Annotated in this window: 24 protein-coding genes; 11 read left to right on the top strand and 13 right to left on the bottom strand. The window is 34.4% G+C overall.

The features are described from left to right. The first annotated feature begins 8 nt into the window (after positions 1-8). Entirely contained in the window at positions 9-404 is a 396-nt protein-coding gene (locus GMA17_RS01625; RefSeq protein WP_248398403.1) for a hypothetical protein, read from the top strand. A 5-nt stretch (positions 405-409) separates the two neighbouring features. Here the strand turns inward: GMA17_RS01625 and GMA17_RS01620 are convergent, their stop codons facing one another. Together GMA17_RS01620 and GMA17_RS01615 are read right to left on the bottom strand one after the other, a co-directional pair. After that, a complete protein-coding gene (locus GMA17_RS01620; protein ID WP_248398401.1) occupies positions 410-1,021 on the bottom strand; it encodes a DEAD/DEAH box helicase in 612 nt (203 codons plus the stop codon). 102 nt (positions 1,022-1,123) lie between these two features. Continuing rightward, a complete protein-coding gene (locus GMA17_RS01615; RefSeq protein WP_248398399.1) occupies positions 1,124-1,663 on the bottom strand; it encodes a sigma-70 family RNA polymerase sigma factor in 540 nt (179 codons plus the stop codon). 391 nt (positions 1,664-2,054) lie between these two features. Between GMA17_RS01615 and GMA17_RS01610 the strand changes: the two genes are divergently transcribed. Then, complete coding sequence (locus tag GMA17_RS01610; RefSeq protein ID WP_248398397.1) at positions 2,055-2,879, top strand: hypothetical protein; 825 nt, start codon at positions 2,055-2,057, stop codon at positions 2,877-2,879. A gap of 189 nt (positions 2,880-3,068) precedes the next feature. Beyond that, positions 3,069-3,992 (top strand): septum formation inhibitor Maf, encoded by a 924-nt coding sequence (locus GMA17_RS01605; RefSeq protein ID WP_248398395.1) that lies wholly within the window; start codon positions 3,069-3,071, stop codon positions 3,990-3,992. Between the two features lie 99 nt (positions 3,993-4,091). On the opposite strand, the gene GMA17_RS01600 is transcribed toward GMA17_RS01605, so the two are convergent. Then, the gene (locus tag GMA17_RS01600; RefSeq protein ID WP_248398392.1) at positions 4,092-7,526 is read right to left on the bottom strand and encodes a methylmalonyl-CoA mutase family protein; all 3,435 of its coding nucleotides are present in this window, start codon (positions 7,524-7,526) and stop codon (positions 4,092-4,094) included. A 230-nt stretch (positions 7,527-7,756) separates the two neighbouring features. Between GMA17_RS01600 and GMA17_RS01595 the strand changes: the two genes are divergently transcribed. The 3 genes from GMA17_RS01595 to GMA17_RS01585 all read left to right on the top strand — a co-directional run bounded on the left by GMA17_RS01595 (position 7,757) and on the right by GMA17_RS01585 (position 9,127). After that, entirely contained in the window at positions 7,757-8,464 is a 708-nt protein-coding gene (locus GMA17_RS01595) for a DUF4197 domain-containing protein (RefSeq protein WP_248398390.1), read from the top strand. A 171-nt stretch (positions 8,465-8,635) separates the two neighbouring features. Beyond that, on the top strand, positions 8,636-8,839 hold the full coding sequence (locus tag GMA17_RS01590; RefSeq protein ID WP_066253249.1) for a Lacal_2735 family protein: 204 nt from the start codon (positions 8,636-8,638) through the stop codon (positions 8,837-8,839). 75 nt (positions 8,840-8,914) lie between these two features. Then, positions 8,915-9,127 carry a Lacal_2735 family protein gene (locus tag GMA17_RS01585; protein ID WP_248398388.1) on the top strand — a complete coding sequence of 71 codons (213 nt, stop codon included), beginning with the start codon at positions 8,915-8,917 and terminating at the stop codon, positions 9,125-9,127. On the opposite strand, the gene GMA17_RS01580 is transcribed toward GMA17_RS01585, so the two are convergent. The 3 genes from GMA17_RS01580 to prfA are packed head-to-tail and all read right to left on the bottom strand — an operon-like array spanning position 9,090 to position 11,811. Continuing rightward, on the bottom strand, positions 9,090-9,887 hold the full coding sequence (locus GMA17_RS01580; protein WP_248398386.1) for an ABC transporter substrate-binding protein: 798 nt from the start codon (positions 9,885-9,887) through the stop codon (positions 9,090-9,092). The genes GMA17_RS01585 and GMA17_RS01580 overlap by 38 nt on opposite strands. Further along, complete coding sequence (gene pyrF / locus GMA17_RS01575; protein ID WP_248398384.1) at positions 9,877-10,698, bottom strand: orotidine-5'-phosphate decarboxylase; 822 nt, start codon at positions 10,696-10,698, stop codon at positions 9,877-9,879. Before pyrF ends, GMA17_RS01580 begins: the two co-directional genes overlap by 11 nt. 36 nt (positions 10,699-10,734) lie before the next feature. Continuing rightward, positions 10,735-11,811, bottom strand: coding sequence for a peptide chain release factor 1 (prfA, locus tag GMA17_RS01570; protein ID WP_248398381.1), 1,077 nt, complete (start codon positions 11,809-11,811; stop codon positions 10,735-10,737). Positions 11,812-12,201: 390 nt separating this feature from the next. Here prfA and GMA17_RS01565 point away from each other — a divergent pair, with 390 nt between their 5' ends. Continuing rightward, a complete protein-coding gene (locus GMA17_RS01565; protein ID WP_248398378.1) occupies positions 12,202-12,864 on the top strand; it encodes an ATP-binding cassette domain-containing protein in 663 nt (220 codons plus the stop codon). 242 nt (positions 12,865-13,106) lie between these two features. Here the strand turns inward: GMA17_RS01565 and GMA17_RS01560 are convergent, their stop codons facing one another. The 6 genes from GMA17_RS01560 to GMA17_RS01535 all read right to left on the bottom strand — a co-directional run bounded on the left by GMA17_RS01560 (position 13,107) and on the right by GMA17_RS01535 (position 22,515). After that, positions 13,107-15,665, bottom strand: coding sequence for an adenosylcobalamin-dependent ribonucleoside-diphosphate reductase (locus tag GMA17_RS01560; RefSeq protein ID WP_248398375.1), 2,559 nt, complete (start codon positions 15,663-15,665; stop codon positions 13,107-13,109). Positions 15,666-15,840: 175 nt separating this feature from the next. Continuing rightward, positions 15,841-16,809, bottom strand: coding sequence for a DUF3078 domain-containing protein (locus tag GMA17_RS01555; RefSeq protein ID WP_248398372.1), 969 nt, complete (start codon positions 16,807-16,809; stop codon positions 15,841-15,843). Between the two features lie 30 nt (positions 16,810-16,839). Next, the gene (locus GMA17_RS01550; protein WP_248398370.1) at positions 16,840-18,021 is read right to left on the bottom strand and encodes an AIR synthase related protein; all 1,182 of its coding nucleotides are present in this window, start codon (positions 18,019-18,021) and stop codon (positions 16,840-16,842) included. Between the two features lie 36 nt (positions 18,022-18,057). Then, a complete protein-coding gene (locus GMA17_RS01545; RefSeq protein ID WP_248398368.1) occupies positions 18,058-18,762 on the bottom strand; it encodes a Curli production assembly/transport component CsgG in 705 nt (234 codons plus the stop codon). Between the two features lie 483 nt (positions 18,763-19,245). Further along, positions 19,246-21,432 (bottom strand): glutamine synthetase III, encoded by a 2,187-nt coding sequence (locus GMA17_RS01540; protein ID WP_248398366.1) that lies wholly within the window; start codon positions 21,430-21,432, stop codon positions 19,246-19,248. Positions 21,433-21,555: 123 nt separating this feature from the next. Next, positions 21,556-22,515, bottom strand: coding sequence for a calcium/sodium antiporter (locus GMA17_RS01535; RefSeq protein WP_248398364.1), 960 nt, complete (start codon positions 22,513-22,515; stop codon positions 21,556-21,558). 194 nt (positions 22,516-22,709) lie between these two features. Here GMA17_RS01535 and GMA17_RS01530 point away from each other — a divergent pair, with 194 nt between their 5' ends. Genes GMA17_RS01530 through GMA17_RS01515 form a run of 4 tightly spaced genes read left to right on the top strand, consistent with a single transcriptional unit; the run spans position 22,710 to position 24,910 of the window. Next, positions 22,710-23,069: a BlaI/MecI/CopY family transcriptional regulator gene (locus GMA17_RS01530; RefSeq protein WP_248398362.1), complete on the top strand. Its 360-nt coding sequence runs from the start codon at positions 22,710-22,712 to the stop codon at positions 23,067-23,069. A gap of 2 nt (positions 23,070-23,071) precedes the next feature. Further along, positions 23,072-24,106: a M56 family metallopeptidase gene (locus tag GMA17_RS01525; RefSeq protein ID WP_248398360.1), complete on the top strand. Its 1,035-nt coding sequence runs from the start codon at positions 23,072-23,074 to the stop codon at positions 24,104-24,106. Beyond that, entirely contained in the window at positions 24,048-24,566 is a 519-nt protein-coding gene (locus GMA17_RS01520; RefSeq protein WP_248398358.1) for a hypothetical protein, read from the top strand. The genes GMA17_RS01525 and GMA17_RS01520 overlap by 59 nt, the downstream gene beginning before the upstream one ends. A 26-nt stretch (positions 24,567-24,592) precedes the next feature. Continuing rightward, positions 24,593-24,910: a hypothetical protein gene (locus GMA17_RS01515; RefSeq protein WP_248398355.1), complete on the top strand. Its 318-nt coding sequence runs from the start codon at positions 24,593-24,595 to the stop codon at positions 24,908-24,910. Positions 24,911-24,982: 72 nt separating this feature from the next. On the opposite strand, the gene GMA17_RS01510 is transcribed toward GMA17_RS01515, so the two are convergent. Further along, positions 24,983-26,947 (bottom strand): endonuclease, encoded by a 1,965-nt coding sequence (locus GMA17_RS01510; protein ID WP_248398353.1) that lies wholly within the window; start codon positions 26,945-26,947, stop codon positions 24,983-24,985. Positions 26,948-27,000 lie beyond the last annotated feature (53 nt).

The raw sequence follows: 27,000 nt of genomic DNA, 5'->3' as shown, positions 1-27,000 counted from the left end.
AATATAATATGATTACCCACATCTCTTCAAGCTTATTCCATTCGCCTCTATATCAAAAGGCTATGGATATTATTACGCTTTCGCGAAGCATTTCAACCTACTTAAACCAAGACTTATCAGCGTTACATGAAGATGGTTCGGAAAATGCATTTATATATTTTTCAGGAGATATTGTTCAGCAATCCGTTTCATTAGCACCAGAAATAGCAAAAGCCGAAGAGGCGCGGTACTCTGAAAATAAATACAAGCATATTGCTTCAGTAAAACGCTTAACGTATTTGCTAAATAAAAACATTAAACGTTTAGAAAACTGTAATAGTGATGGCAAGGATTACCTTCCTTTATTACGTTCAGAACTGAAAAAATTCAAGCAGTTGCAACATACCTGGACCTTAACATTATAAGATATTTAACCAGTAACAATGTGCGCGTTACTCATCATATTTTCTTGAAGACTTTTTAATTTAGGCGATAGCTTTTCAGCCATAATAACATATTGGCATTTCTTTAAACTTTCGGCTACACGCAAAACATCATTCTGATAGTTATTTCGCATTAAGAATTCGGCATCCTCCATGATAAACAATTGCACTTGTCCTAAATGAATTCCGTTTAAAAAGTATAACTTATTTAAGCGTTTTGGTGTAACAATCATGATATCGACTCCAAAATAAATTTCTTCCTTTTGCTTTTCCAAATCATACTCATCATAGGCGCAATAAATACGCAAATCGGTTTCATTTGTAAACTGCTCAAACTGGTCTTTTAAGTGCAAAGCTGCTTCTTTATCTTTCACCATAATTAAAGCACGTGGGGAATCTTCAAAGGCTTCCGCTTTTAATTTATGAACAGTAGCCAGTATAAAAGCCGTGGTTTTTCCTGCTCCTGTTGGCGCTATTCCATAAACATCCATACCACCTTTTAGTTTTGGTAAAATGGCATTCTGAAATGGTAATGGTGCTTCCATATTTTGAGCCTGTAAAGCTTCTTTAAGTATGGGATGGAATTTTTTAAAGGACATAAAAATAATTAGCCGTTAGTTGAAAAAATATGATGTTGTAAACTTACGACTAAAATTTGGCATTAAAATTTTTAAAAAAACTCTTAAGCCATTATACGTTTTTTAATGGCATATTTTACAGTCCTTTTTGTCTTTTATTTCACCTACTAGAAAACCCGATTCATTGCGTGTAAAGTCACAACAATCCATAAAACCTTGGGTAATAAGCTTTCTGCCGCGTTGTATTTGCGACTTTACCGTAGGTAATGCTAACTGTAATTGTTGTGCTATATCCGCTTGTTTCATCCCTTTAATATCAGATAAAAATAAGGGATCTCTATATTTTTTTGGTAAACTTTTTATTATGCTTCTTAAGCAGTCATGTTCCGTATGCTCGGGCGTAAAATCTGTGTCCACTAATTCATTTTCCGGTAATTTGGCTATGGTTTTTTGTGCTCTAAAATAATCCATAACCGTAAAGCGTGCAATGCTAAATAACCAAGATTTCAACTTCTCATCATTTTTTAGCATATCCTTTTTGGTATGCACTTTTATAAAGGTTTCTTGCAGCAAATCGTCAGCAATGGCAGGCTCTTTTACTTTACTTAAAATAAAGTATTTAATATCATCAGCATAGGTATTCCATATATCGTGTGTGGTCATTTTCTCAATATTAAAAAAGCAGAACCTTTAGTATAAATTTACTAAATACGTTCTGCTTTACAATGTTTTTAGCACATCTTAACAGTTGCAGTTGTTACAGGTACAGTTTTCACAGGTGCATCCAGCACAATTACCACCTTTACAACTTGAACAGTTACAGGTACAATCTATATTTTTCATACTATCTAATTTTTAAATTCATATAATAGACGTAAATATTTCCAAAAAGATGCAAAAAATGATTTTTTATTTTAAACACAACTCCGCGTCTCTTTATAAATGCCCATTGAATTTAACCCATTATTCTGCTTGTTTACTGGTTTTAGAATGTTATTTTAGTAGTTAATTTAGAACAGGTGGTTGTATATGCTTGTTAGGCATAATTTGAAAAATGAGCGAAGATTTAAAATTTATCATATCAGTATTATTAAGTTCTGGAATTGTCTCTTTTCTTGGATGGCTATTGAAAAAACGAATTGCAACTGGAATTGAGAATTCAATCAAAAGTAAATATGATGCTAAAATTGAAAATCTAAAAAGCGAATTATCAATTTCTCAATCGATTTTAGCAAATTCATTAGCTAATCAGTCGGAGGGAATTAAAGCAACTCACGAAAAAAGATTAGAAGCACTTGAACTTTTTTGGGAAGATGTATTAAGAATAGCGGAATTTATCCAACCTTTAAATTATTTTGACCCAATAACTTTAACAAATGAAGTAGAAAGAATTAATAAAAATGATTCTGACTTACCTAAAAAATTCTTACAAACGGTTGAACAAGCATTTAAAGAATTAAATCCAGATAAAATGTTGGTAACAACATCCACTTACAAACAAGAGCTTGAAAAATTAAGGCCATATATTGGAGAAGAATTATGGCTATTACGTTTTTATTTTAATCAATTTGTAGGTAGAATCATTCATTTATATGATACCGCTTATCAAAAAGGCAATAATTTGGAACATTGGATGAAAGACGAGTTTTTGAAAAAGTCAATGACAGATATTCTATCAAATGCAGAATTGGAATTTGTCTACAAAACTGACCACGGTGGAATTGAAAGAGGAATAAACATTTTTAAACAAAAAATACTTGACGAAATTGGAAAAACGACTTCCGGAGTTTTAGTTGGGAAAAGTAGTCTTGAAAACGCCATCTTGTTAAGTAAAGAAATCGAAAATAAAAAAACTATGCCTAACAATGGCTATAAGTAATTGCTTGTTCTCGCCTACTTCTGAAAATCCTTGCAGATTTTCAGTTTATTCTGTACTTGCAAAGTTAAATGCTAAACCACGCTACTACTCATACACGAGACCGTTAGACAGAAATTTCATCCGTCCTGAATAAAACCACAAGAATCTAATAAGCACTGGGCATAACAATAAAATAAAACCTTTCAAGAAATGACACACCTTTTAAAAACATACTGCATATTAGCCATCTTTTCGTTGCTTGCCTGTAAACAGGATAAGAAGGCTGCCGATAAGGCAACAACGGCAGAAATACAATGGAATCCAGCAGCCGTGGACGACGAGTTTAAAGCGTATTGGTATACAGGTAAAGCCGAGCTGAACAGTTATTCTTTAAAGCAATCTCGTTATGGTGAAATTCGTGATGGCGAAGTGGTTCTTATCTTTGTTACTGAACCATTTTCATTAAGCAAACAGGTGAAACTTGACAATCCCGATGCTGCTGGTGCAGATAATGTATCAGTTATGAAACTTAATAACATTAGAAAATTTAATACTGGGATCTACGATTATTCTGTTGTAAGCTCAACATTTACACCTATAAACTCACAAAAACACCCACATACTTTAAAGCTAAACACAAGTATCCAAGAATGGTGTGGACATACATTTACGCAGCTCAACTTAAAGGAAAGCAATTATCATTTTCAGGAATTCTCATACTTTGAAGCAGAAGGAGATACGGAAAAGGATATGCCTATTGCACTTTTAGAAGACGAATTGATGACGCGAATTCGCATCCATAAAGGGCAACTTCCTTTGGGAAAAACCAACATGATTTTCTCCACATTATACAGTCGTTTTAACCATAAAGATTTAGAAGCTACCAAAGCCGAAATTAGCAAAACCGAAACAGATTCCACAACAAACTACACCGTTCAGTACCTGAATTATAACAGAACAGTTACGATTAATGTTGAAAAACAATTTCCGTATAAAATTCTCGCGTGGACCGAAAATAATGGTGATGGGTTAATAACGGAAGCGCAATTGAAAAAAAGTATCAACGAACCGTATTGGGAGCAAAAAAAACGCTCTGACGAAAGTAAGCGTGACGCATTGCAGCTCATCAAGTAGGAAACCGTCCAAGAAATAAACGTACTATGTTAGTTTTACCAACAAAAAAGAGGACAACCTATGTTATCCTCTTTTTTTATAATTACATAGGTAATTAGCTTACATATTTCGTCTATACTGACCGCCTACTTCAAATAAAGCAGATGTAATTTCACCTAAACTACACACTTTACAAACATCCATTAAAGCTTCAAAAATATTCTCATTATGAATGGCTCTATTTTGAAGATCTTTTAATAAGTCCGTCGTGTCTTTGGACTCATGTAAATTCTTTAAGGTTGTAATCTGATTTTGCTTTTCGGCTTCTGTAGCGCGAATAACTTCCGCTGGTTGAACTGTTGGAGACCCTTTAGAACTTAAAAAGGTATTCACACCTATAATTGGGAAATCGCCGTTATGCTTTAAGGTTTCGTAATACAAGCTTTCTTCTTGTATTTTACTACGTTGGTACATGGTTTCCATAGCGCCTAAAACACCACCACGCTCCGTAATTCTATCAAATTCTAACAAGACAGCTTCTTCAACTAAATCGGTTAATTCTTCTATAATAAACGAACCTTGAATTGGATTTTCATTCTTGGCCAATCCTAATTCTTTATTAATAATTAACTGTATAGCCATAGCACGACGCACCGATTCTTCTGTTGGTGTGGTAATGGCTTCATCATACGCATTGGTATGTAAGGAATTACAGTTATCATAAATAGCATATAAAGCTTGAAGCGTGGTTCTAATATCATTAAAATCAATTTCCTGCGCGTGTAAACTACGTCCGGATGTTTGGATATGATATTTCAGCATTTGCGCTCTAGCATTAGCACCATACTTGTTTTTCATGGCTTTGGACCATATTTTTCGGGCCACACGACCTATAACCGCATATTCTGGATCAATTCCATTTGAGAAAAAGAAAGATAAGTTTGGACCAAATTTATTGATGTCCATCCCACGACTTAAATAATATTCCACATAAGTGAAACCATTAGATAAAGTCAGGGCCAATTGTGTAATTGGGTTGGCTCCTGCTTCTGCAATATGGTAGCCAGAAATAGAAACCGAATAAAAATTACGCACATTATTCTCAATAAAGTATTCCTGAACATCTCCCATTAATCGCAAAGCGAATTCGGTAGAGAAAATACAGGTGTTTTGTGCTTGATCTTCCTTTAAAATATCTGCTTGAACCGTTCCACGAACTTGCGCAATGGTGATCTTTTTAATGTCTGCATACACATCAGCAGGTAATACTTGATTGCCTGTTACACCTAACAACATAAGGCCTAAACCGTTGTTACCATCTGGTAAATCGCCATAATATTGCGGACGCTCCTTACCTTTATAAAGTTTGGCTATTTTAGCTTCTACTTCTTTTTCAAGGCCGTTTTCTTTAATATACATTTCACATTGCTGATCGATAGCTGCATTCATAAAGAACCCTAATAACATGGGTGCTGGACCATTAATTGTCATACTAACCGAAGTCATCACGTTGGCTAAATCGAAACCAGAATAGAGTTTCTTGGCATCGTCTAAACAGCAAATAGACACACCAGCATTTCCAATTTTCCCATAAATATCTGGACGTAAATCTGGATCGTTTCCGTAAAGCGTTACACTATCAAAAGCAGTTGATAAACGTTTAGCCGGTAAACCCGCACTTACGTAATGAAAACGTCTGTTGGTACGTTCTGGCCCTCCTTCACCTGCAAACATACGTGCTGGATCTTCACCTGTTCGTTTGAAAGGATATAATCCAGATGTATATGGAAATTCACCAGGTACATTTTCTTGTAAACACCATCTTAAAATATCGCCCCATGCTTGATATTTTGGTAAGGCTACTTTTGGAATTTGCGTGTGTGATAAGGACTCGGTATGTGTTTCAATTTTTATTTCTTTATCGCGAACTTTAAAGGAATAAATTGGATTTTTATATTTGTTTACTTTGTCATCCCAACCGGTAATGACTTCCCAATTGTAAGGGTCTAAATTTAACTTAACACGATCAAATTCTGCTATAAGCATTTTAACAAAGTTGGCTTTATCCTTCTGTGCAGCGTGAAGAATCTCTTCTTGATTAACACCAAACTTGTTTAAAAGCGATTTCTCACTTTCGGTAGAAATGTTAGCAACCGAACATATCGTTTTATAAATCCCATATAATTTTTGTGCAACATCAACTTGTTCTTTGGCTGTTTTATCATAAGCGCGATTACTTTCGGCAATTTCTGATAAGTAACGTGTTCTTGATGGCGGAATAACAAAAATCTTCTCGCTCATTTCATCCGAAATATGGAAGGTTGATTGTAATTCAGAATCCGCTTTTTCAACCAATTTATCCATGACAGCTTTATAAAGCGTATTCATACCTGGATCGTTAAATTGTGATGCAATGGTTCCGTAAACTGGCAACTCATCTTGTGGAGTGTCCCACAAATGATTGTTACGCATATATTGTTTTTTTACATCACGAAGCGCATCCAAAGAACCACGTTTATCGAATTTATTGATAGCTACTAAATCAGCAAAATCAAGCATGTCTATTTTTTCCAATTGAGTGGCTGCTCCAAATTCCGGAGTCATAACATATAAAGACACATCTGAATGCTCGATAATTTCGGTATCGGATTGTCCAATTCCCGATGTCTCTAAAATAATTAAATCATATTCTGCCGCTTTTAAAACCTGAACGGCTTCATGCACATATTTAGACAACGCTAAATTAGACTGACGTGTTGCCAAACTACGCATATAAACGCGAGCGTTATTAATAGCATTCATACGAATTCTATCACCCAAAAGTGCGCCACCTGTTTTACGTTTAGATGGATCCACAGAAACTAGACCTACCGTTTTTTCCGGAAAATCGATTAAAAAACGTCTTACTAACTCATCAACTAACGATGATTTACCAGCACCTCCCGTTCCCGTAATTCCAAGAACTGGCGTTTTAGAATTTTTATTCTTTTCATGAATTTTATCCAAGGTACTTTTAGCAACATCCGGAAAATTTTCAGCTGAAGAAATAACGCGAGCAATAGCCTTCGGATTTTTACTTGGCAATTCATCAATTTTAGTATCTAAAGAATCGCCTATGGCAAAATCAGATTGCTGAACCAAATCATTAATCATGCCTTGTAAACCCATTTCACGACCATCATCTGGCGAGTAAATACGAGTAATTCCATAATCCATTAATTCCTTAATTTCTGAAGGTAAAATTACACCTCCTCCTCCACCGAAGATTTTAATATGATTGGCGCCTTTTTCAGTCAGCAAATCATACATATATTTAAAATACTCATTATGACCACCTTGATAGCTAGTTAAACAAATAGCATTCGCATCTTCTTGAATTGCAGTATTTACAACCTCTTCAACACTTCTATCATGTCCAAGATGAATCACCTCAACACCTGTAGATTGGATGATACGGCGCATAATATTTATGGCTGCGTCATGACCATCAAAAAGCGCTGCGGCCGTTACGATTCGTACTTTATATTTAGGATTATATGGTGCAATATTTTTCATTCAAATTGTTTTTTAAGCATGGCAAATTTAAGGAATATTACTGTATTAATTTAAAGATGAGCCATGAGATGCCCTTTGCGCATGCATTTTTCAGTAAGAATATTAAAAATAGTATTGAAATTCAGGTTTTTAATACGCATGTGGCACTAAAATGAAAACAAATTAATAAAACTTTTGAAATGATATAAGTTCTGAATATTTATCTTTGTCCAAATAGAATAAAACAAATCATGATAAAACGTTTAATTGCCCTCGTCCTTATTTTAAATCTAACAGCTTGTGCTGAACTACAACAAGTAGTTGATAATTTACCTGAAAACACACCTGGTATTTCCAATACTGATATTGCCAATGGTTTACGTCAAGCATTGGATCAGGGAATAGACAAGCAAGTGAGTACACTTATGAAACAAGATGGTTTTTACAGGAATGAACTCGTAAAAATCCTCCTTCCAGAAGAATTACAAAAAGTAGATAAAGCCTTACGCGATATTGGTTTAGGAAGTTTAGCAGACGAAGGTTTAAAAGTATTAAATCGTGCAGCTGAAGATGCTGTTGGAACGGCAACGCCTATTTTTATTAATGCTGTAAAAGGCATTACGTTTAATGATGCTAAATCTATTTTATTAGGAAACGACGATGCAGCAACACGCTATTTAGCTAGTAGAACTCAAACCGAATTATATGCAGAATTTCAACCTATAATTAATAACTCCTTTAAAAAAGTTGGTGCAGATCAAATTTGGTCAAACTTAATTAATCGTTATAATAGTATTCCATTTACATCCAATGTAAATCCAGATTTAACAGATTATGTAACGGAAGAAGCACTAAAAGGTGTTTATAAAATGATTGCGGTTGAGGAGAAAGATATCCGAACTAAATTAAGTTCTAGAACAACCGATATTTTACGAAAAGTGTTTGCTTTACAAGATTAATTACTAGATATCATACAGAACAAAATTCATTATTCCTTTTCTTCGAATATTGGAATTTGATTGACTTAAAGTCGATTTGGAAACAAATCGATTTTTTTTATTAACAATTATTAATTTTAATTTGCTCTCTATCAATATTTTAAATATATTTAATATTCAATATGGCAAAAAATGGAAAATCTCTCAAAACTCAAGCAGTCCCAAATCAAACTGCAATCACGCTATAAAATACTCGTTGAACAAGCCTATAATTTAAGGCAAACTGATTCTGCACAAAGCGATATTTCAGAATTTAAAGCCATTAAGCTTTTAAATAAATTAAATCGTTTAAAGTATTTAAATAGAGAGACTTCACAACGAACTATTTCGTCTTAATTTTAGATTAACTTTAACTTTTACCAACATCTGTTGTCAAGGCTCTACTCGTATATCTTTTTAAAACAAGTAATTATGAGTGCACAATTCTGTAAAATAGGAAAAGTAAAAGTCGATTTAAAACAAATATTAGGTTTAAAGGAACTTGAGAATACATATAAAAACTTTATTGAAGAAGCTTACAATGTGAGTATGACAGACGCTAGTTTAAGCGATATGTTATATTTTGAAGCCCGAAAAATAAAGCAGATTATTCTGAAGTCAAAACAGTGCGATGCCACGTTTTAAAATATTCAAAAGCTAATACCAATCGGCTACCATACCATGAAAACATTTCGCCATCCACCAAAAGGATTTTGGCGTTTGGAAACTGTGTTTGAATGAGGCTTTTATGTTCATTTTTAAATGGATACGGCTCACTGGATAATAATACCAGCTCTATAGTTGGATATATTTTTTCCATAGCAATTTCAGGATAACGCGTCTCTTTTTGAAAGCTATTTTTGAAATTATTTAGCTTGAGCATATAATTTACAAAAGTGTCATTTGCGGCAACCATCCAAGGATCTTTCCAAATAAAATAAGCTACTTCCTTAACAGGCTGTGATTTTATAAAGTTTTCAAAATCTGTTTTAACGGTTGTAATTTTTGAAATTAGGTTTTTGGCTTGAGGTAAACATTGAAAAATAGTACCATACATTTCAATTAGCTCCAAACAATCTTCAACCGTATTAATATCGCTAATGTGGACTGTTGCAATAGCTTCCAACTCACGAATCATTTCCGGCGTATTTTCTTCTTTATTACACAGAATAATATCCGGATTTAAATCTCTAATTTTATCATAATGCACTTGCTTGGTTCCACCAACAACTGCCACCTTTGTTGTGATATGCTGCGGATGCACGCAAAATTTGGTAATACCAACCAGTGATGACTCCAAACCTAAATCGCAAATTAGTTCGGTAATACTCGGCACAAGACACACTATACGTTTTGGTGTATTGTTTAAATGGATATTTCTTTGTAGTTGATCTTTAATCTGCATGGTTTAAAATACTTGCCATTTCCATTTGCATATTTTGAGCTTTTTGGGCTGCTGCTTCCGCAAAATCGGCTTGATTGGATGCATAGATTATTCCTCTAGATGAATTGATTAGTAATCCCACGTTATCAGCCATACCATATTTACAGACATCCTGTAAGTTTCCACCTTGCGCGCCAACACCAGGAACGAGCAAAAAGCTGTTTGGAATAATTTTCCGAATTTCCGAAAAATATTTTGCTTTAGTCGCTCCAACAACATACATGAGGTTTTCAGAATTCTCCCATGTTTTAGAGGTTTCTAAAACCTGTTTGTACAACTCTTTATCATCAATCTGTTTCGTTTGAAAATCGAAAGCACCTTGATTAGAGGTTAAGGCTAATAAAATGGTGTGTTTGTTTTTGAAGGCCAAAAACGGTTCTACAGAATCCTTTCCCATATAAGGTGCTACAGTTACACTATCAAACCCTAAATCTTCGAAAAAAGCTTTGGCGTACATGCTACTTGTATTTCCTATATCGCCACGTTTGGCATCAGCAATCGTAAAAATATCCGGATGCTTCTCGTTCAAATAATGTATTGTTTTTTCAAGTGCTTGCCAACCTTTTAGACCATAAGCTTCATAAAATGCTGTGTTGGGCTTGTAGGCTACGCATACATGATGTGTGGCATCAATAATAGCTTTATTGAACGAAAAAATAGGATCTTCTTCCTCCAGTAAATGGTGTGGTATTTTATTTAAATCCACATCCAATCCAATACATAAAAAGGATTGTTTTTTTTGGATTTGTTCCGTTAGTTGTTGTGTTGTCATGTTATAAAAAAAGCCTCAAAAATAGAGGCTTTAAAATTAAATATGTTCATCACTAGCCTTCAACTTCTCGGTGTTGTCCGCCAGCATTAATTCGTCTATAATTCTTTGAATATCACCATTTACAATATTCGATAAATCGTAAAGCGTTAATCCAATTCTATGATCGGTTACACGACCTTGTGAATAATTGTACGTTCTAATTTTTGCACTTCTATCACCAGATGTTACCATCGTTCCTCGTAAAGCAGAATCTTCTTCCATTTTCTTGGCTAATTCCATATCATATAAACGGGAGCGCAATACTTTAAAAGCTTTTTCCTTGTTTTTATGTTGGGATTTCTGATCTTGACATTGGGCTACCAATCCGGTAGGAATATGCGTTAAACGTACGGCTGAATAGGTTGTATTTACCGACTGACCACCAGGACCTGACGAACAGAAAAAATCGACTCGAACATCTTTCGGATTAATTTCTACATCAAATTCTTCAGCTTCCGGAAATACCATAACCGTTGCTGCACTGGTATGCACACGACCTTGGGTTTCTGTTTGCGGAACACGCTGTACACGGTGAACACCTGCTTCAAATTTAAGCGTTCCGTATACATCATCACCCGTAACTTCAAACTGAATTTCTTTAAATCCACCATTAGTACCTTCACTATAATCTACCGTGTCTACCTTCCAACCTTTACTCTCGCAGTATTTGGAATACATACGAAATAAATCACCTGCAAAAATACTCGCTTCATCACCTCCAGTTCCAGCACGTAGTTCTACCACTGCATTTTTAGAATCTTGGGGATCCTTCGGAATCAACATAAATTTAATTTCATCCTCTAATTTCGGAATCCCTTCTTTAGCTTCTTCATATTGCATTTTAGCCATTTCTACCATTTCTGGATCGCTACCATCATCTAGAATTTCTTCGGCTTCTTTTAGGTTGTTGGTAAGCTCCAAATAGACCTCACGCTTATCCATTAACAACCTTAAATCCTTGTACTCTTTATTTAAAGCCACATAGCGTTTCTGATCTGTAATAATATCCGGTTGAATGATTAAATCACTCACCTCATCAAAACGCTGCTTTATAATCTGTAATTTGTCTAACATCTTCTTCCTTGAATTGTACCCCAAAAATACGATAATTTATGAATTGATTTATTTTTTATGAATGACTTTAAAAATAATTAATCTATTTTTCCGTTTTCATGTCATGATACAACGTTTCGGAGCCATATTATTATTTTACAAACCTTACCTAATTTGGTCATTTGCGGCAACTATTTTATTAATTTCTCTTGGTTCTGAATATGCTGTTATTTGCCTAGCAAAACTATTTTTAACCGGATTTTTATGGTATTTCCTTTCCGAAACAACCGCCAAACGCAAACTCATTTTTTATAAGAACCTGGGGATATCATCCTTCAAACTCTTCGGTATTATTTATATTATTGATATCTTTATAACCAGCCTATTTTATAAGTTGATTGGCGTTTTTATATGATTTTAGAATTAGATAATGTTGAGCTGTATTTTAAAGAAAAGCGCATTCTTAATGGCATTTATCTAAAAGCCCAAACGGGTGAAGTTACAGGGATATTGGGTAGTAATGGCTGCGGAAAAAGTTGTATTCTGAATATTATTTTTGGCACCTTAAAACCAAAGTATAAACTAATCCGATTGGATAGTAAACCCATATTAAAACCTTTGTACAGAACCGAACGCGTTCATTTTCTACCACAACTTCCAGTTGCGCCTAACAACTTAAAACTACAAACAGCTTTCAAATTATTTCAAGTGAATTGGAACGAATTCATTGCGCATTTTGAATCCTTTTCCATCTATAAAAACTATAAATTTCATCAGCTTTCAGGTGGCGAACGTCGTGTTGTGGAAACATACATGCTATTAAAAAGCCCAACAGACATTGTGCTTCTAGACGAACCATTTTCTCATGTAGCACCTTTGTATATTGAAAAAATAAAAGAGCTTATTGCTGAAGAAAAACAGCGAAAAATTATCATTATAACCGATCATTTATATCGTGATATTATTGAAACTAGCGATAATTTATATTTGATAAAAGCTGGCTATTCTAAATTAATAACGGATTTAAAATTGTTAGAAGATTATAGATATATTAGTCAGGATATGTTGAGATAAATGGCGTTGTTGCCACTAATTTTAAGTTAGAAGCACTATGAAATTCACGCCAACCAATTGCGATTCTTGAATGCGTAAAAAAAACAATAAAGAACCTTCCAAAACACCAATTACCGTTATTCTGAATTTGTTTCAGAATTACATCTTTAAGGTTTAGAATAGCAGCAGATACTGATTATAATTAAAAAACGCTATCTCATTAGAAATAGCGTTTTTTTTTACAATTAACACATTTTTTTGTTTTAACCACATTTTGAAGAGCCACAATCCTTACAGGTCAGGCAACCTTCTTGGTAAATTAAATTTTCCGATTCGCAATTAGTACATCTATGACCTTTGGCTTTCGTTCCATCAGCAACATAACGTTTCAACGCACGACCAACACCATTTTTCCACGTGTTGATAGATTCACTATCTAATTGTAAACTATTAATTAACTCTACAATATTATCAATTGGCATTCCATGACGCAACGTACTTGAAATTAGTTTCGCATAGTTCCAGTATTCTGGATTAAATTTATGCGATAAGCCTTCAATGGTTGTTTTATATCCGCGTTTGTTTTCATACTGAAAATCGTACCGTGAGGTTCCGTCTTCGTTTCGGCTTTTCATGATTACGCCTTTTTCAGCCCAACGTGGAATTAAAATACCATCTTCATCATCTGCTAAACCTGTGAAAATTTCGTAGGGTTTCCCATCTATTAAACCAATAAATGCAATCCATTTTTCTTTTTTATTCTGAAAACGCACCACATCAGCATCTAACACTTCTGGGCGTTTAACAGGGAAATTTGTTAAGGTTTCTGCTTGACTTTCTTCCTTTTTCTCATCGTTTGAAATAAGTACTCCGGAACGCGATCCGTCACGATAAACGGTTACACCTTTACAACCTACTTCCCAAGCTTTTAAATACAAATCGCCTACTAATTCTTCACTTACATCGTTAGGTAAGTTGATAGTAACAGAAATAGAATGATCTACCCATTTTTGTACCGCACCTTGCATGGTTACTTTACTTAACCAATCCACATCATTAGACGTTGCCTTATAATATGGTGATTTCTTAATAAGATCATCTAACTCTTCTTGTGTGAAGTTTTGCGAAGAATCAATCCCATTTACGTCCATCCATTGCTTAAAACGGTGGTGAAACACCACATATTCTTCCCAAGAATCGCCAACCTCATCAACGAAATCAATGCGTACATGTTTATCATTTGGGTTTACCTTTCGTCTACGCTTGTAAACAGGCATGAAAACAGGCTCTATACCTGATGATGTTTGTGTCATTAAACTCGTTGTCCCTGTAGGTGCAATAGTCAATAGGGCTATATTACGACGCCCATACTCCAACATATCAAAATACAGTTTTTCATCTGCTTCTTTTAATCTAAGTATAAACGGATTATTCTTTTCGCGTTCTGAATCGAAAATAGCAAAAGCGCCACGTTCTTTCGCTGCCATTACGGATGCACGATAGGTTTCAATAGCTAATGTTTTATGAACTTCCACTGAAAATGCATTTCCAGCTTCACTACCATATTGAATACCTAAAGCTGCTAACATATCGCCTTCGGCTGTGATACCAATACCTGTTCTTCTTCCTTCTTCTGCTTTTTTCTGAATGTTAACCCATAAATTACGCTCTGTTGCTTTAATTTCAGTTTGTTCTGGATCGGCGTCAATTTTTGCCAATATTGCATCAATTTTTTCTAACTCTAAATCGATAACGTCATCCATGATTCGCTGTGCCACAATCACGTGTTTTTTAAACAATTCGAAGTTAAAAGATGCTTGTTTTGAAAATGGATTATCAACATAAGATAATAAGTTGATAGCTAGCAAACGACATGAATCGTAAGGACATAATGGGATTTCGCCACATGGATTTGTAGACACAGTTTTATACCCTAAATCGGCATAACAATCTGGAACGGACTCATTTATAATGGTATCCCAAAACAAAATTCCTGGTTCAGCTGATTTCCATGCATTATGCACAATTTTTTTCCAAATTCCGTTGGCATCAATAGTTTTAGAAACTTTTGGGTTTTTACTAAATATAGGATAGGTCTGCGTATACTCACCATTATTTTTAACGGCATTCATAAATGCATCATCAATACGAACAGATACATTGGCACCCGTTACTTTTCCTTGCTCCAATTTAGCATCGATAAAATCTTCTGAATCTGGATGATTTATGGAAACTGATAACATTAAAGCACCACGACGACCATCCTGTGCAACCTCACGTGTGGAGTTAGAATAACGCTCCATAAACGGCACAATGCCTGTAGATGTTAAAGCTGAATTTTTAACTGGAGATCCCTTTGGACGAATATGCGATAAATCGTGACCAACACCACCACGACGTTTCATTAATTGTACTTGTTCCTGATCTATTTTCATGATTCCTCCATAAGAATCTGAATCGCCATCATTACCAATTACAAAACAATTAGACAAGGAACCCGTTTGGTATGGATTTCCAATTCCAGCCATTGGACTTCCTTGAGGCACGATGTATTTAAAGTCTTTAATTAAATCGAAAATCTCTTGCTCAGACATAGGATTTGGATAACGAACTTCTACTCGAGCAATTTCTTTAGCGATACGTTTATGCATATCGTTAGGTGTTAATTCATAAATATTGCCTTGAGAATCTTTTAAAGCATATTTATTAATCCAAACACGTGCAGCAAGATCATCTCCATTGAAGTATTTAACGGATGCCTCAAAGGCTTCGTCTTGCGTATATGTTTTTGGTTTTGTAAGGGTTTTGGTTTGTGTTGGCATGGATTATATTTATTTAAAATTTTATTGCTTTTTACGAACTGTAAATAACGGAAAAATTTTAAACTTAATCCATGATAAAAATCATGAAGTTTCCAAGAAAAATATATAACAAACTGACTGTCAGAAAACTAATTACTTATCAACATAAAAAAGTTAACAAATAATTATTTTTTTTCTAAAACTCATAAACAACACCAACACCTAGCAATTGCTTCCATTGAATACGTGCACCTAACGGAACAAACTCCGTTTCATCAGTTTCCACATTTACAATTTCCTCCTGAATTTTAACATCGTTATCATATTTTAAATGTGAACCTAAAGTTGCGCGAACAAAATTATTCACCTTAAAATCTAAAACAATTTCCCAATCAATATCCACATTTCCAAAATCGTTGATATAATCGGTGTAGAAACTCATGAGGTTATGAATGGATATGTTTTCAAATAGCGTTGTTTCATAAGCACTCGTTAACAAAACACCTAATTCCTTTCTCACACGTTCTCCGGACCGAATCAGGTTTCCGTTTGAGTCATATTCGGCAGGCCGAACACCAAATGATCCTGCGTCTGACAATGCTGAATCCAAAACAAATGTCGTTTTCAGGGTTAAGGGTGAAAAATACAGAGAAAATTTATCAATATTCTTTCCGTACTCTGCACCACCACCAAGGAATAAATACCCAGGGGCCATAAATTTTGAAATCTCATTGGAGGTATTTGGATAACTATACCCGTTGGCAAACTGCGTTTTAAAACTAAATCGTGCCGAATAATACCAATTAGTTAACTTATTTTTCCGAAAGCCTAAACTGGAACTAATTTCTAATAAATCGTCAGTTTTTCTAAACTCTTGCTCCTCTTGCTTATTTAGTCCGTATCGTGCAAGTAAATTACTGTCCCAAATAAAATTTCGGTACTGGTAACGCAACATACTTTTAAGTCCTATTAGTGCCGAAATAGAGTTACTACCTCCAGAATTCCAATTAACAAATGCCACTTCATTAATATCTAACCCAGCCGTATTGGTATTTGTCCAAACGGGAATATTAGGGTTAGTAGCGGGTTTAAAATATAAAGAATCTGGTTGCGCACTTACAAATTGAACGAGAAGAATAAAAATTACAAAAACACTCTTATGCATTGAACTACTTTTTTTTGGGAGATTATAAACTTAATGGTATACAAACTCACCAAATTCACTTTTTATTGTTAGTTTTTTCGCTGAAGCCGCTTCTACTCGACCAACTATTTTAGCATCAACATTATAGGATTTCGATATTTTAATAATCGTATCTGCTACTTTTGGATCTACATATAACTCCATACGATGCCCACAATTAAACACCTGGTACATTTCCTTCCAATCTGTTTTAGATTGTTCTTGGATTAGCTTAAACAGCGGTGGCACTGGAAATAAATTATCTTTTACAATATGAAGGTTATCCACAAAATGTAAGATTTTTGTTTGTGCGCCTCCACTGCAATGCACCATTCCATGAATGGTATCACTAGAAAATTCATCAAGAATTTCTTTAATAATTGGCGCGTAGGTTCGTGTTGGAGACAACACTAGTTTACCGGCATCAATTGGCGAATCTGGAACACTATCTGTTAATTTCATAGCTCCCGAATAAACCAGGTCATTAGGAACGGCTGCATCAAAACTTTCTGGATACTTTTCTGCTAAATAGTTATGAAACACGTCATGTCTGGCAGATGTTAAGCCATTACTTCCCATACCGCCATTGTAACTTTTCTCATAAGTAGCTTGACCAAAAGATTCAAGACCTACAATAACATCTCCAGGTTTTATGTTTGCATTATCAATTACATCGGCACGTTTCATTCTAGCTGTAACGGTAGAATCCACAATAATGGTTCGTACCAAATCACCAACATCAGCTGTTTCACCACCTGTAGAATGAATAGTAACGCCAAAGGATTTTAAATCGGCAATAAGCGCTTCGGTTCCATTAATGATAGCCGAAAGCACTTCGCCAGGAATATTGTTCTTATTACGGCCAATGGTTGAAGAAAGCATAATATTATCTGTAGCACCAACACAAAGCAGATCATCAATATTCATAATCAACGCATCTTGTGCAATACCTTTCCAAACAGACAAATCGCCTGTTTCTTTCCAATACATATAAGCTAATGATGATTTTGTTCCGGCACCATCTGCGTGCATGATTAGGCAATATTCTGAATCGTTGGTTAAATAATCAGGAACTATTTTACAAAAAGCTTTAGGGAACAAGCCTTTATCTATGTTTTTTATGGCGTTGTGCACATCTTCTTTTGAGGCCGAAACACCTCTTTGTGCATATCGTTTACTTACTTCTTCACTCATATCCTAAAATTGAGCCACAAAAATAAGAATTGTTATTTAGTTATCGGCAGGAATTGGGTTAGTTTTAATAATTGTTGGCACAGCATTTAACAGTTTGGCTTTTTTCTTGACACCACCAAAATAAAAATTCAGACCACAACCCATTCGCCAATAAACATCATCCGCATCGCCATATATTTTACCATCAAGCGCATCACTAAACACGTGGTTATAATCACCAAAAATTCTAAAACTTAATCCTTCATAAATAATATACTCTAAACCGAGACCTCCTTGCATTTTTGGATCTACAGCTTCAAAATAGTTAGAAGCATTTGCCCCACCACCAAAAAACACAAACGGTGAGAAACGCTCGTGCGGAAAAACTAAAACTTCCGCATTCAAATCGAACGACATGAAACCTTTATTAAACAAATCTTTATATACGAGATTGAATTTATTAAATGTTAGGTTAACATTTACATGTGGAATAATGGATTTTTTATAGCCAAAACCCATATAAATGCCAAATTCCGGATTGGCATAATCCCCATTTATTACAGCCGAACCTAAAGCCGTAGACAGACCATGTGTGCCGCGATAATCATAGAAATCAGTTTTAGGTAATTGGGTTTCTTGAACACGCTCCGAATTATTTTGAGCGAAACTAGCACTACCATTCCATAAACCAATTGAAATGATTAAACCAAAACACCATTTCATTGGAGTTAAAAATGATGATTTTGCAATAAGATATCTCATTATTAGCTTTTTAACAAGTGGGCAATATAACAAATATCCTATAAGAATAACCTTAACAAACTAAAATTTAAGGCCATAAAAAAACCATATTAAAATTTTAAAGTATATTACAATACTTAAAATTTTAATATGGTAAATTCATCAACGTGACCGACTCAAATATTACCCTAATGTTGTTGACATTTTCTCTGGACTAACAACTTCTTGCTTTGACGCATTGTCATCGATTGAATCTTTAGCTTGAGAAAAAATCAGGGTTGCAGCCATAAGCATAAGAACACTTATAATAAGCCTTTTCATAATGTAATTTGTAATGATTAATAGCATATCAAAAATACGATTTATTTACAAAAATTTGCATGTTAGATTATATTTTCGTTGACTTACAAAATATATCAGACAAACTACATAATAGAACCTTTTGCTCATGCAAAACGCCCTACATAAGTAAGGCGTTTAGAGCATATTAGCATGATTTTATTGTTATTTAGTAAACAATAATTCGCGGTATTTTGTCAAAGGCCAAATTTCATCATCAACCAATAATTCAAGCTTATCACAATGATATCTAATATCATCAAAAATAGGTTTCACTTTATTGCAATAGGCATCCGCTTTTTTATCAATTTCACCAATTTTGTTGGCTATTTTACGCTCATTAATCATAAGCGTTACATCGGAATTAATGGATGCAATGTGTTCAGAAATATCTTCAATTAAATTTAACTGTTCTTGTCCAAATTTCTTAAAGTCTTTACCATATATTTCCTTTAAGCCTTTTACGTTTTCAATTAAGATATTCTGGTATCGCACTGCAACAGGAACAATATGATTTCGAGCAATATCTCCTAAAACACGTCCTTCAATTTGAATACGCATAACATAATCTTCCATTTCAATTTCGTAACGTGCTTCAGACTCAACACGATTCATAACCCCTAAATCCTCAAAAAGCTTTATTGCTTTTTCTGATATTTTAGCTTTTAATGCTTCTGGTGTTGTTTTATGGTTACTTAACCCACGTCTTTTAGCTTCAATTTCCCATTCTTCACCATAGCCATTTCCTTCAAACAATACGTTTTGAGATAATTTAATATATTCTCGCAATACGTTAAAAATAGCTTCATCCTTTTTAAGACTTTCTTTCTTTATTAATGCATCAACCTCTGTTTTAAAGTCTATTAATTGCCTAGCCATAATAGTATTTAAAACGGTCATTGGGTTTGCACAATTAGCTTTGGAACCAACAGCTCTAAACTCAAATTTATTACCTGTAAACGCAAAGGATGATGTTCTATTTCTATCCGTATTATCCAATAAAATTTCAGGGATTTTACCAACCACGTTTAGTTTTAAATCGGTTTTTTCTTCTGGTGACAATTTGCCGTTCGTCACGTTTTGTAGCTCGCTTAATACGTTTGTTAACTGTTCGCCTATGAATACAGAAACAATGGCTGGAGGCGCTTCATTTGCTCCTAAGCGATGATCATTACTAGCTGATGCGATAGCGGCGCGAATTATTTCCTCATGATCGTTAACTGCTTTAATAGCATTGATAAAGAAGGTTAAGAACTGCAAATTACTCATAGGTGTTTTTCCAGGCTGAAAAAGATTAACACCTGTATCAGTAGTTAAACTCCAATTATTATGCTTTCCGGAACCATTAACACCTTTGTATGGTTTTTCGTGAAAAAGCACTTTAAAGTTGTGGCGCTCCCCTACTTTATGCATTAAGTCCATTAATAAGGAGTTATGATCTACGGCTAAATTAGCTTCATCAAAAACAGGTGCCAGCTCAAATTGATTTGGCGCTACCTCATTATGTCGTGTTTTTGCAGGAATACCCAATAACATACATTCGGTTTCTAAATCTCTCATGAATTGCATAGCACGAGTTGGAATGGTTCCAAAATAATGATCATCCAACTGCTGTCCTTTGGCTGGCGAATGCCCAAGCATAGTACGACCGGTTAAAACGATATCAGGTCTTGAAGCTGCTAAAGCACTATCAACTAAAAAGTATTCTTGCTCCCAACCAAGAGATGCATTTACTTTTTTAACATTTTTATCAAAATATTTACACACATCTACAGCTGCTGCATCCACCGCTTGTAAAGCTCTTAATAAAGGTGTTTTATAATCTAAAGCTTCTCCGGTATACGCTACAAAAACGGTTGGAATACATAAGGTAGTTCCGTAAATAAAAGCGGGTGATGTAGGATCCCAAGCTGTATAACCACGTGCTTCAAATGTATTTCTAATGCCACCATTTGGAAAACTAGAAGCATCTGGTTCTTGCTGCACTAATTGTCCACCACCAAATTTTTCAATAGCACGACCATTACCAATAGGCTCAAAGAAAGCATCATGCTTTTCGGCTGTTGTTCCTGTTAATGGCTGAAACCAATGCGTATAATGTGTAGCACCTTTGGAAATAGCCCATTCTTTCATACCTGTAGAAATATGGTCGGCAACATGACGGTCAATTTTAGATCCGTTTTGCATGGCATCCATAACACTAACAAACGCTTCTTTTGTTAGATATTGACGCATGGTGTCTTCATTAAAAACGTTAGCTCCAAAAATAGCGGAACGCCGTTCATTTTCATCAATTTTAATAGGCTTACGGTTCAACGTTTCCTTAATAGCATAAAATCTTAATGTGGACATGTGTGTGGTTTTTTAAAATAATTAGAGTACAAAAGTAAACTTTTTTTTTAAAAAACAATATTGACCCCTATTTTTTTAGGGGGTTAAGATAAAATAAAACAACTTTAATCAATCTGAACCCTTCTAGTTACCTCCCATAAACGCTAAATACACAAAAAGTATATATGACCCTAAAAGCAAGGCGCCTTTATAGCGACCTAATGATAGTCGTTTTGGAAGAAATGCTAACGGTATAAGTATAGCAGCAAATCCTAACATCCAAAAGATATCTTGACTTAATATATTAGGATTATTAACAGGTATTGGATGGATCATAGCTGTTAATCCTAAAACAGAAGCAATATTAAATATATTAGACCCAATTAAATTCCCTAAAGAAATAGCTTTTTCCTTTTTCATAGCTGCTATAACAGATGCTGCTAATTCTGGCACACTGGTACCAATAGCTACCATGGTTACAGAAATAACGCGTTCACTAACACCCAAACTGAATGCCATATCTTTAGCGCCAGCTACTAACCATTCACTACCAAAGTATAAAGCTACACCTCCAATAAGCAACCATACAATTACCTTAAAATTGGAGGTGGTTTGCAAGGTTTCGTCCACTTCATCTGTTTCTGCCGCAATATCCGATGACTTTCTAGAGCGACGTATTAAAACAAATAAAAATAGGATAAGCGAAACCATTAAAGCTAAACCTTCTTTAAAGTCTAAGATTAACCCACTCCTTAACATAAAATATAATGCTATGGAAAGGAGCATCATCATAGGCCAATTTAATTTATAGAAATCCTTATCTATAGTTAAAGGTGAAATAAAGGCAGTAATACCTAATACAAGGCCAATATTTGCTATGTTGGAACCAATAACATTTCCGAGTGCAATATCAGGTGAGCCATCTAAAGCAGCTTGTAAACTAACTAATAATTCAGGAGCTGAAGTTGCAAAAGACACAACCGTCATACCTATTACTAATTTTGAAATATTAAATTTAAAGGAAAGTGCCACCGAAGATCTAACTAAAAACTCACCACCAACTACTAATAACACTAAACCTAATAGCATCCAAACTATACTCATTCTTACTTTAATTTAAACAGCTTTTTATTTCTGATATATTGAGGTGCGAAGATACTATTTCCTATGATTTTATAATCAAAACTAAAAAATTCGTTAAATAACTATATTTATAGTTGTATAACTACAAAAATAGTTATACATTTGAATGCATCAATAATACATTTCCATTACTGCGTAAACTTAAATAACTGTCAATGCAAAAATTAACAAATAAGGAAGAAGAGATTATGCACATTTTATGGACGCTTAAAAAAGCCTTTGTAAAAGACGTGTTAGCCGCGATAGAAACAGAAAAACCACATTATAACACCCTTTCTACTATTATTAGAAATTTGGAAGACAAAGGATATGTTAGCTACAAAGCGTATGGAAAAACGCACGAGTACTTCCCTATTGTAACCAAAGAGCAGTACAAAAAGAAATTCATGAATACAGCTATTGACAACTATTTTAATAGCTCTTATAAAAACGTGGTTTCATTTTTTGCCCAAGAGGAAAAAATAAGCGTGGATGAGCTGAAAGAAATAATTGCGTTAATTGAGAAAAACAAATAATCATGGAATACCTATTAAAAGTATCCGCTGTATTAGCACTATTCTACTTTGGTTACACTTTGTTTTTACAACGGGAAACCTTCTTTAATTCTAACCGCTGGTTTCTATTAAGCGGTCAAATTATAGCTATATTATTTCCTTTATTGGTAATTCCCATTTATGTAGAGGTTGCTCCACAAAATTTCAATTCCATATTAGTTCCAAACATGCCTATTACGGAACAAATTGTACCTGAAAACTTTAGTATAAAAAGCATATTTTTCTGGGCTTATAGTATAGGTGTTTTGTTTTTCTTCGGAAAATTCATCTTGAATCTCCTATCACTTTTCAAATTAATACGGAATAAGTCTTCGAAACAAATAGCAGGTATTCATTATATAGAAACAGAAGATACAATTGCCCCATTTTCATTTTTTAATAGAATTGTCTTTAATTCCAAGTCATTTAATAATGACGAACTACAACTCATTTTAAATCATGAACGCATTCATGTTAAGCAATGGCATTCTATAGATGTAATTATTTCCCAGCTTACGTGTATTGCATTTTGGTTTAATCCGCTCGTTTGGTTTTACAAAAAAGCACTTCAGCAAAATTTAGAATTTATTGCAGACAAACATATACAGTCGGAAACCGATTGCAAACAAAGCTATCAGCGTCTTTTATTAAAGGCAAGCATACCAACTCATCAATTGGTGATGGCGAATAATTTTTATAATTCATTAATCAAAAAACGAATCGTTATGTTACACACATCAAAATCGAACACTGTAAACGCATGGAAATACGCTTTAGTAATTCCTGCTTTGGCCTTATTTTTTATGAGTTTCAACACGAAAGAGGTTTATATTTCTAAAGCTTCCATTGAAACTCAAAACTCATCCCAAGTATTTAGGGTTACCGAAAAGTCTACCACCGTGGAGCTCGCTAAAATTGAATCCCATTTTTCTAATAAAAACGTAAGATTAAAGTTTAGTAATGTTTCCAGAAATGCGGATAACACCATTCGGGAAATCACCATTAAAAAAAAAACATGAAGCAGGAACCAAATATGCCAAACGGGTAACGGTTAAAAATGATAAACAAGAAACCATTAAGCCATTTTCCTTAAGGCTAACCGAAAACAAACAAGATATTTTGTTTCAATTTTCTGATGATGAAATAACGCGAGTGAGTAAAGACCGGATTACCTTTGGAAAAACCGCTACCACCCAATTAGGAACAGAAAAAGTTATTCAAGAAGACCAAGGGTTAGGTGAAAATCCACTTTATATTATAAATGGGAAACCATATAAAAAAGAAGACCTAAAACATGAAAATTATACTATTTCTGAACGTATAACAGCCATAAACAAAACCGAAGGTTTAAAACGCTATGGTGAAGCAGGAAAAGACGGGGTTATTATTTTTGAAGGAAAACCACCTTTGAAATCAAGGATTCCAATCCCCATAAAAACAATCCCTTTACGACTGAAACGAAACCTCTCATTCTCTTAAATAACAAGGAAATAACCCCCGAAGAAATGGAGCAAATTGATCCAAATACTATTATTAAAACCAATGTTATTACAAATAAGGATCAACTGAAAAAATATGGTGATAAAGGTAAGGATGGTGTTATTGTTATTTCGACAGGAGAAACAGACACGAAACTTATGGAGATTCCCGAAACGGTATTAATACTTATTAACGGAAAATTATCTACTAGGAATGACATGCAAGCTATTAAACCCGATAATATTAAAAACGTAAATGTTTTAAAACCAGACATGGCAAAGGCCAAATATGGCGAAAAAGGCAAGCATGGCGCTATAATTGTTACGACCAAAAATCAGAAATAACCAGTTTTATACAAGCATAAAAAAGCCCAAACATGTACTGTTTGGGCTTTGTGTTTTTGCTTGATTTTATAATTAATTCACCATAATTTTTTTGGTGGTTGTTTTATTATCAGAAGTAATTTGTAATAGATACATACCACTTGACAAGTTTAAATCTATATACGAATTAGTAATTTCTTTGGTGAATAACGCTCTCCCTTCTATAGAATAAACGGTTGCATTAGCACGATTATTCAGTCCTTTTACATATACACGTCCAGACGTTGGATTTGGATAAATCACAATGGAATCCAGGGTTTTTTCATCAATACTCAAAGGTTGAACCCATGCTTCACCTACATTATCTCCCCAAAGATACTCTACTAAATCTGGCTGATCTATAAACGGATTTCTGTTATATTGCCAGGTATAAATTATATTATTTCTATTCATTTCAAAATCGTCAGGCGGATCATTTCTATGCCACTCTAAAAGGGTTTGTAAATCGCCAAATTGTCCCACGTTTCCATCCGGGTAACCATTTACAATATCCAATCCGTTATAACGTATGGCTAAATAAAATACGCCACGCGCTACATCACCTTTAAAACCTCCTAATGTTCCTGTAGGTCCAGTATATTGGCCATAAAACTGATTACCTCTTGAGCTATTTTCAGGTCCATCTGCCGCACGTAATGCATGTGCATCAGAATTTCCATGACGTAATGAATCGGCTTCAGTGGTCCAAAAAATGTCCTTTCCGTCTGCTATTTCGTCTTCTTCAATACTGTAATAACCAGCTCTAGATCTTGGAAATGTGTGCTCACGATTCCATTTACCCGTACTAACTGAATTTAATTGATAATCCAATTTAGCACGTCCTTGTTCTAAATATACCAACCACACTTCATTACTATTTTCAGGATTCTGATCGGCTTCTTTTAAAATATCAATAACATCTGTATATGTTTGAGCACGTACGACAGAAGGATCTGCAATAATGTCTTGTAAGGCTTGTTTTAAATTAACATCAGATAAATTATCCAAACTATCATAATAACCGCTAGGTTGTGTACTTGTAACGTTTCCATAAGTAGAATTTAAGGGTGTTCCAAAATTAGCTTGGGTGAAGTCGTTATCCACAACCCGCAATTTTATAAAATTATTAAATGGAATATAAGGTGACGGTAAGTTTACAAATTTAATAATAGGCTCTTCATCACCTTCGTCCACAGCATCATCAATTAATGTTATAATTGTTGAAACCGTATTTTGTCCGTTAGGAATGGTTACGGTAGTGTTTCCTGTAAAATCTGCCGCATTAAACCCGCCATTATCCATAGAAAAAGAAAAGGTTGCATCTGCTGTTACATTGGTTTGAGCTGTAAACGTGATTGTTATAGCATCGGTTTCCTGATACTGTTCTGCATCAGTTGAAATGGCAATACTATTAAAAATTATTCCACTACCATCATTTAAAGCACGAGGTGTAGGTGTTGTTGATGTGTAGGTTCCATCATTATTTCGCTGAATGGAATTGGTATTATTTCCAGGACCTTCATTAATTTGTTGAATATCTGAAAAATTTGGGTGGGCACTAAAGATGGCAATCATATCCACATCATCTGCATCTGATGTATCATAAATTAGCACATCAATTAGATTATCAATAGTTGCTACCGTTTCTTCGGGAAAATCAAAATCACTTCCTAGATAAATGGCAACGGCATCTGGCCCATTTTGAATGGTATTTGCCGCAATTAAAAGTTGCGGAAAAGGTGTTACAGTATCACTACCTATAAGTAACAAGCCATTTTCATCTGTTGAATAACCATCTAAATCGACTGTAAAATAACTCGAGTTGTTTCCGGAACTAGAACCGTTAAAAAAAACAACTACATAACCATCTAGATCAAAATTTGGCGTATCCGATTTAAGTTCTAAAAACTCTTGATCATCAATACCTGGCGTATCACAATCCAGTTCATTAATAACAATTTGACCAAAGGATTGGAGTCCAATAAAAATGAATAAAACAAAAAGTAAATTATATCTCATAAAAAAGGGTTTTTGCAAATGTAAGCAACTACTTTAGGATAAATTATTATATA

The organism is Bizionia sp. M204, from assembly GCF_023205095.1.
GTDB classification, from domain to species: domain Bacteria; phylum Bacteroidota; class Bacteroidia; order Flavobacteriales; family Flavobacteriaceae; genus Algorimicrobium; species Algorimicrobium hallyeonense.
The sequence above is the reverse complement of the archived record's forward strand: the minus strand, read 5'-3'. Positions and strand labels throughout refer to the sequence as shown.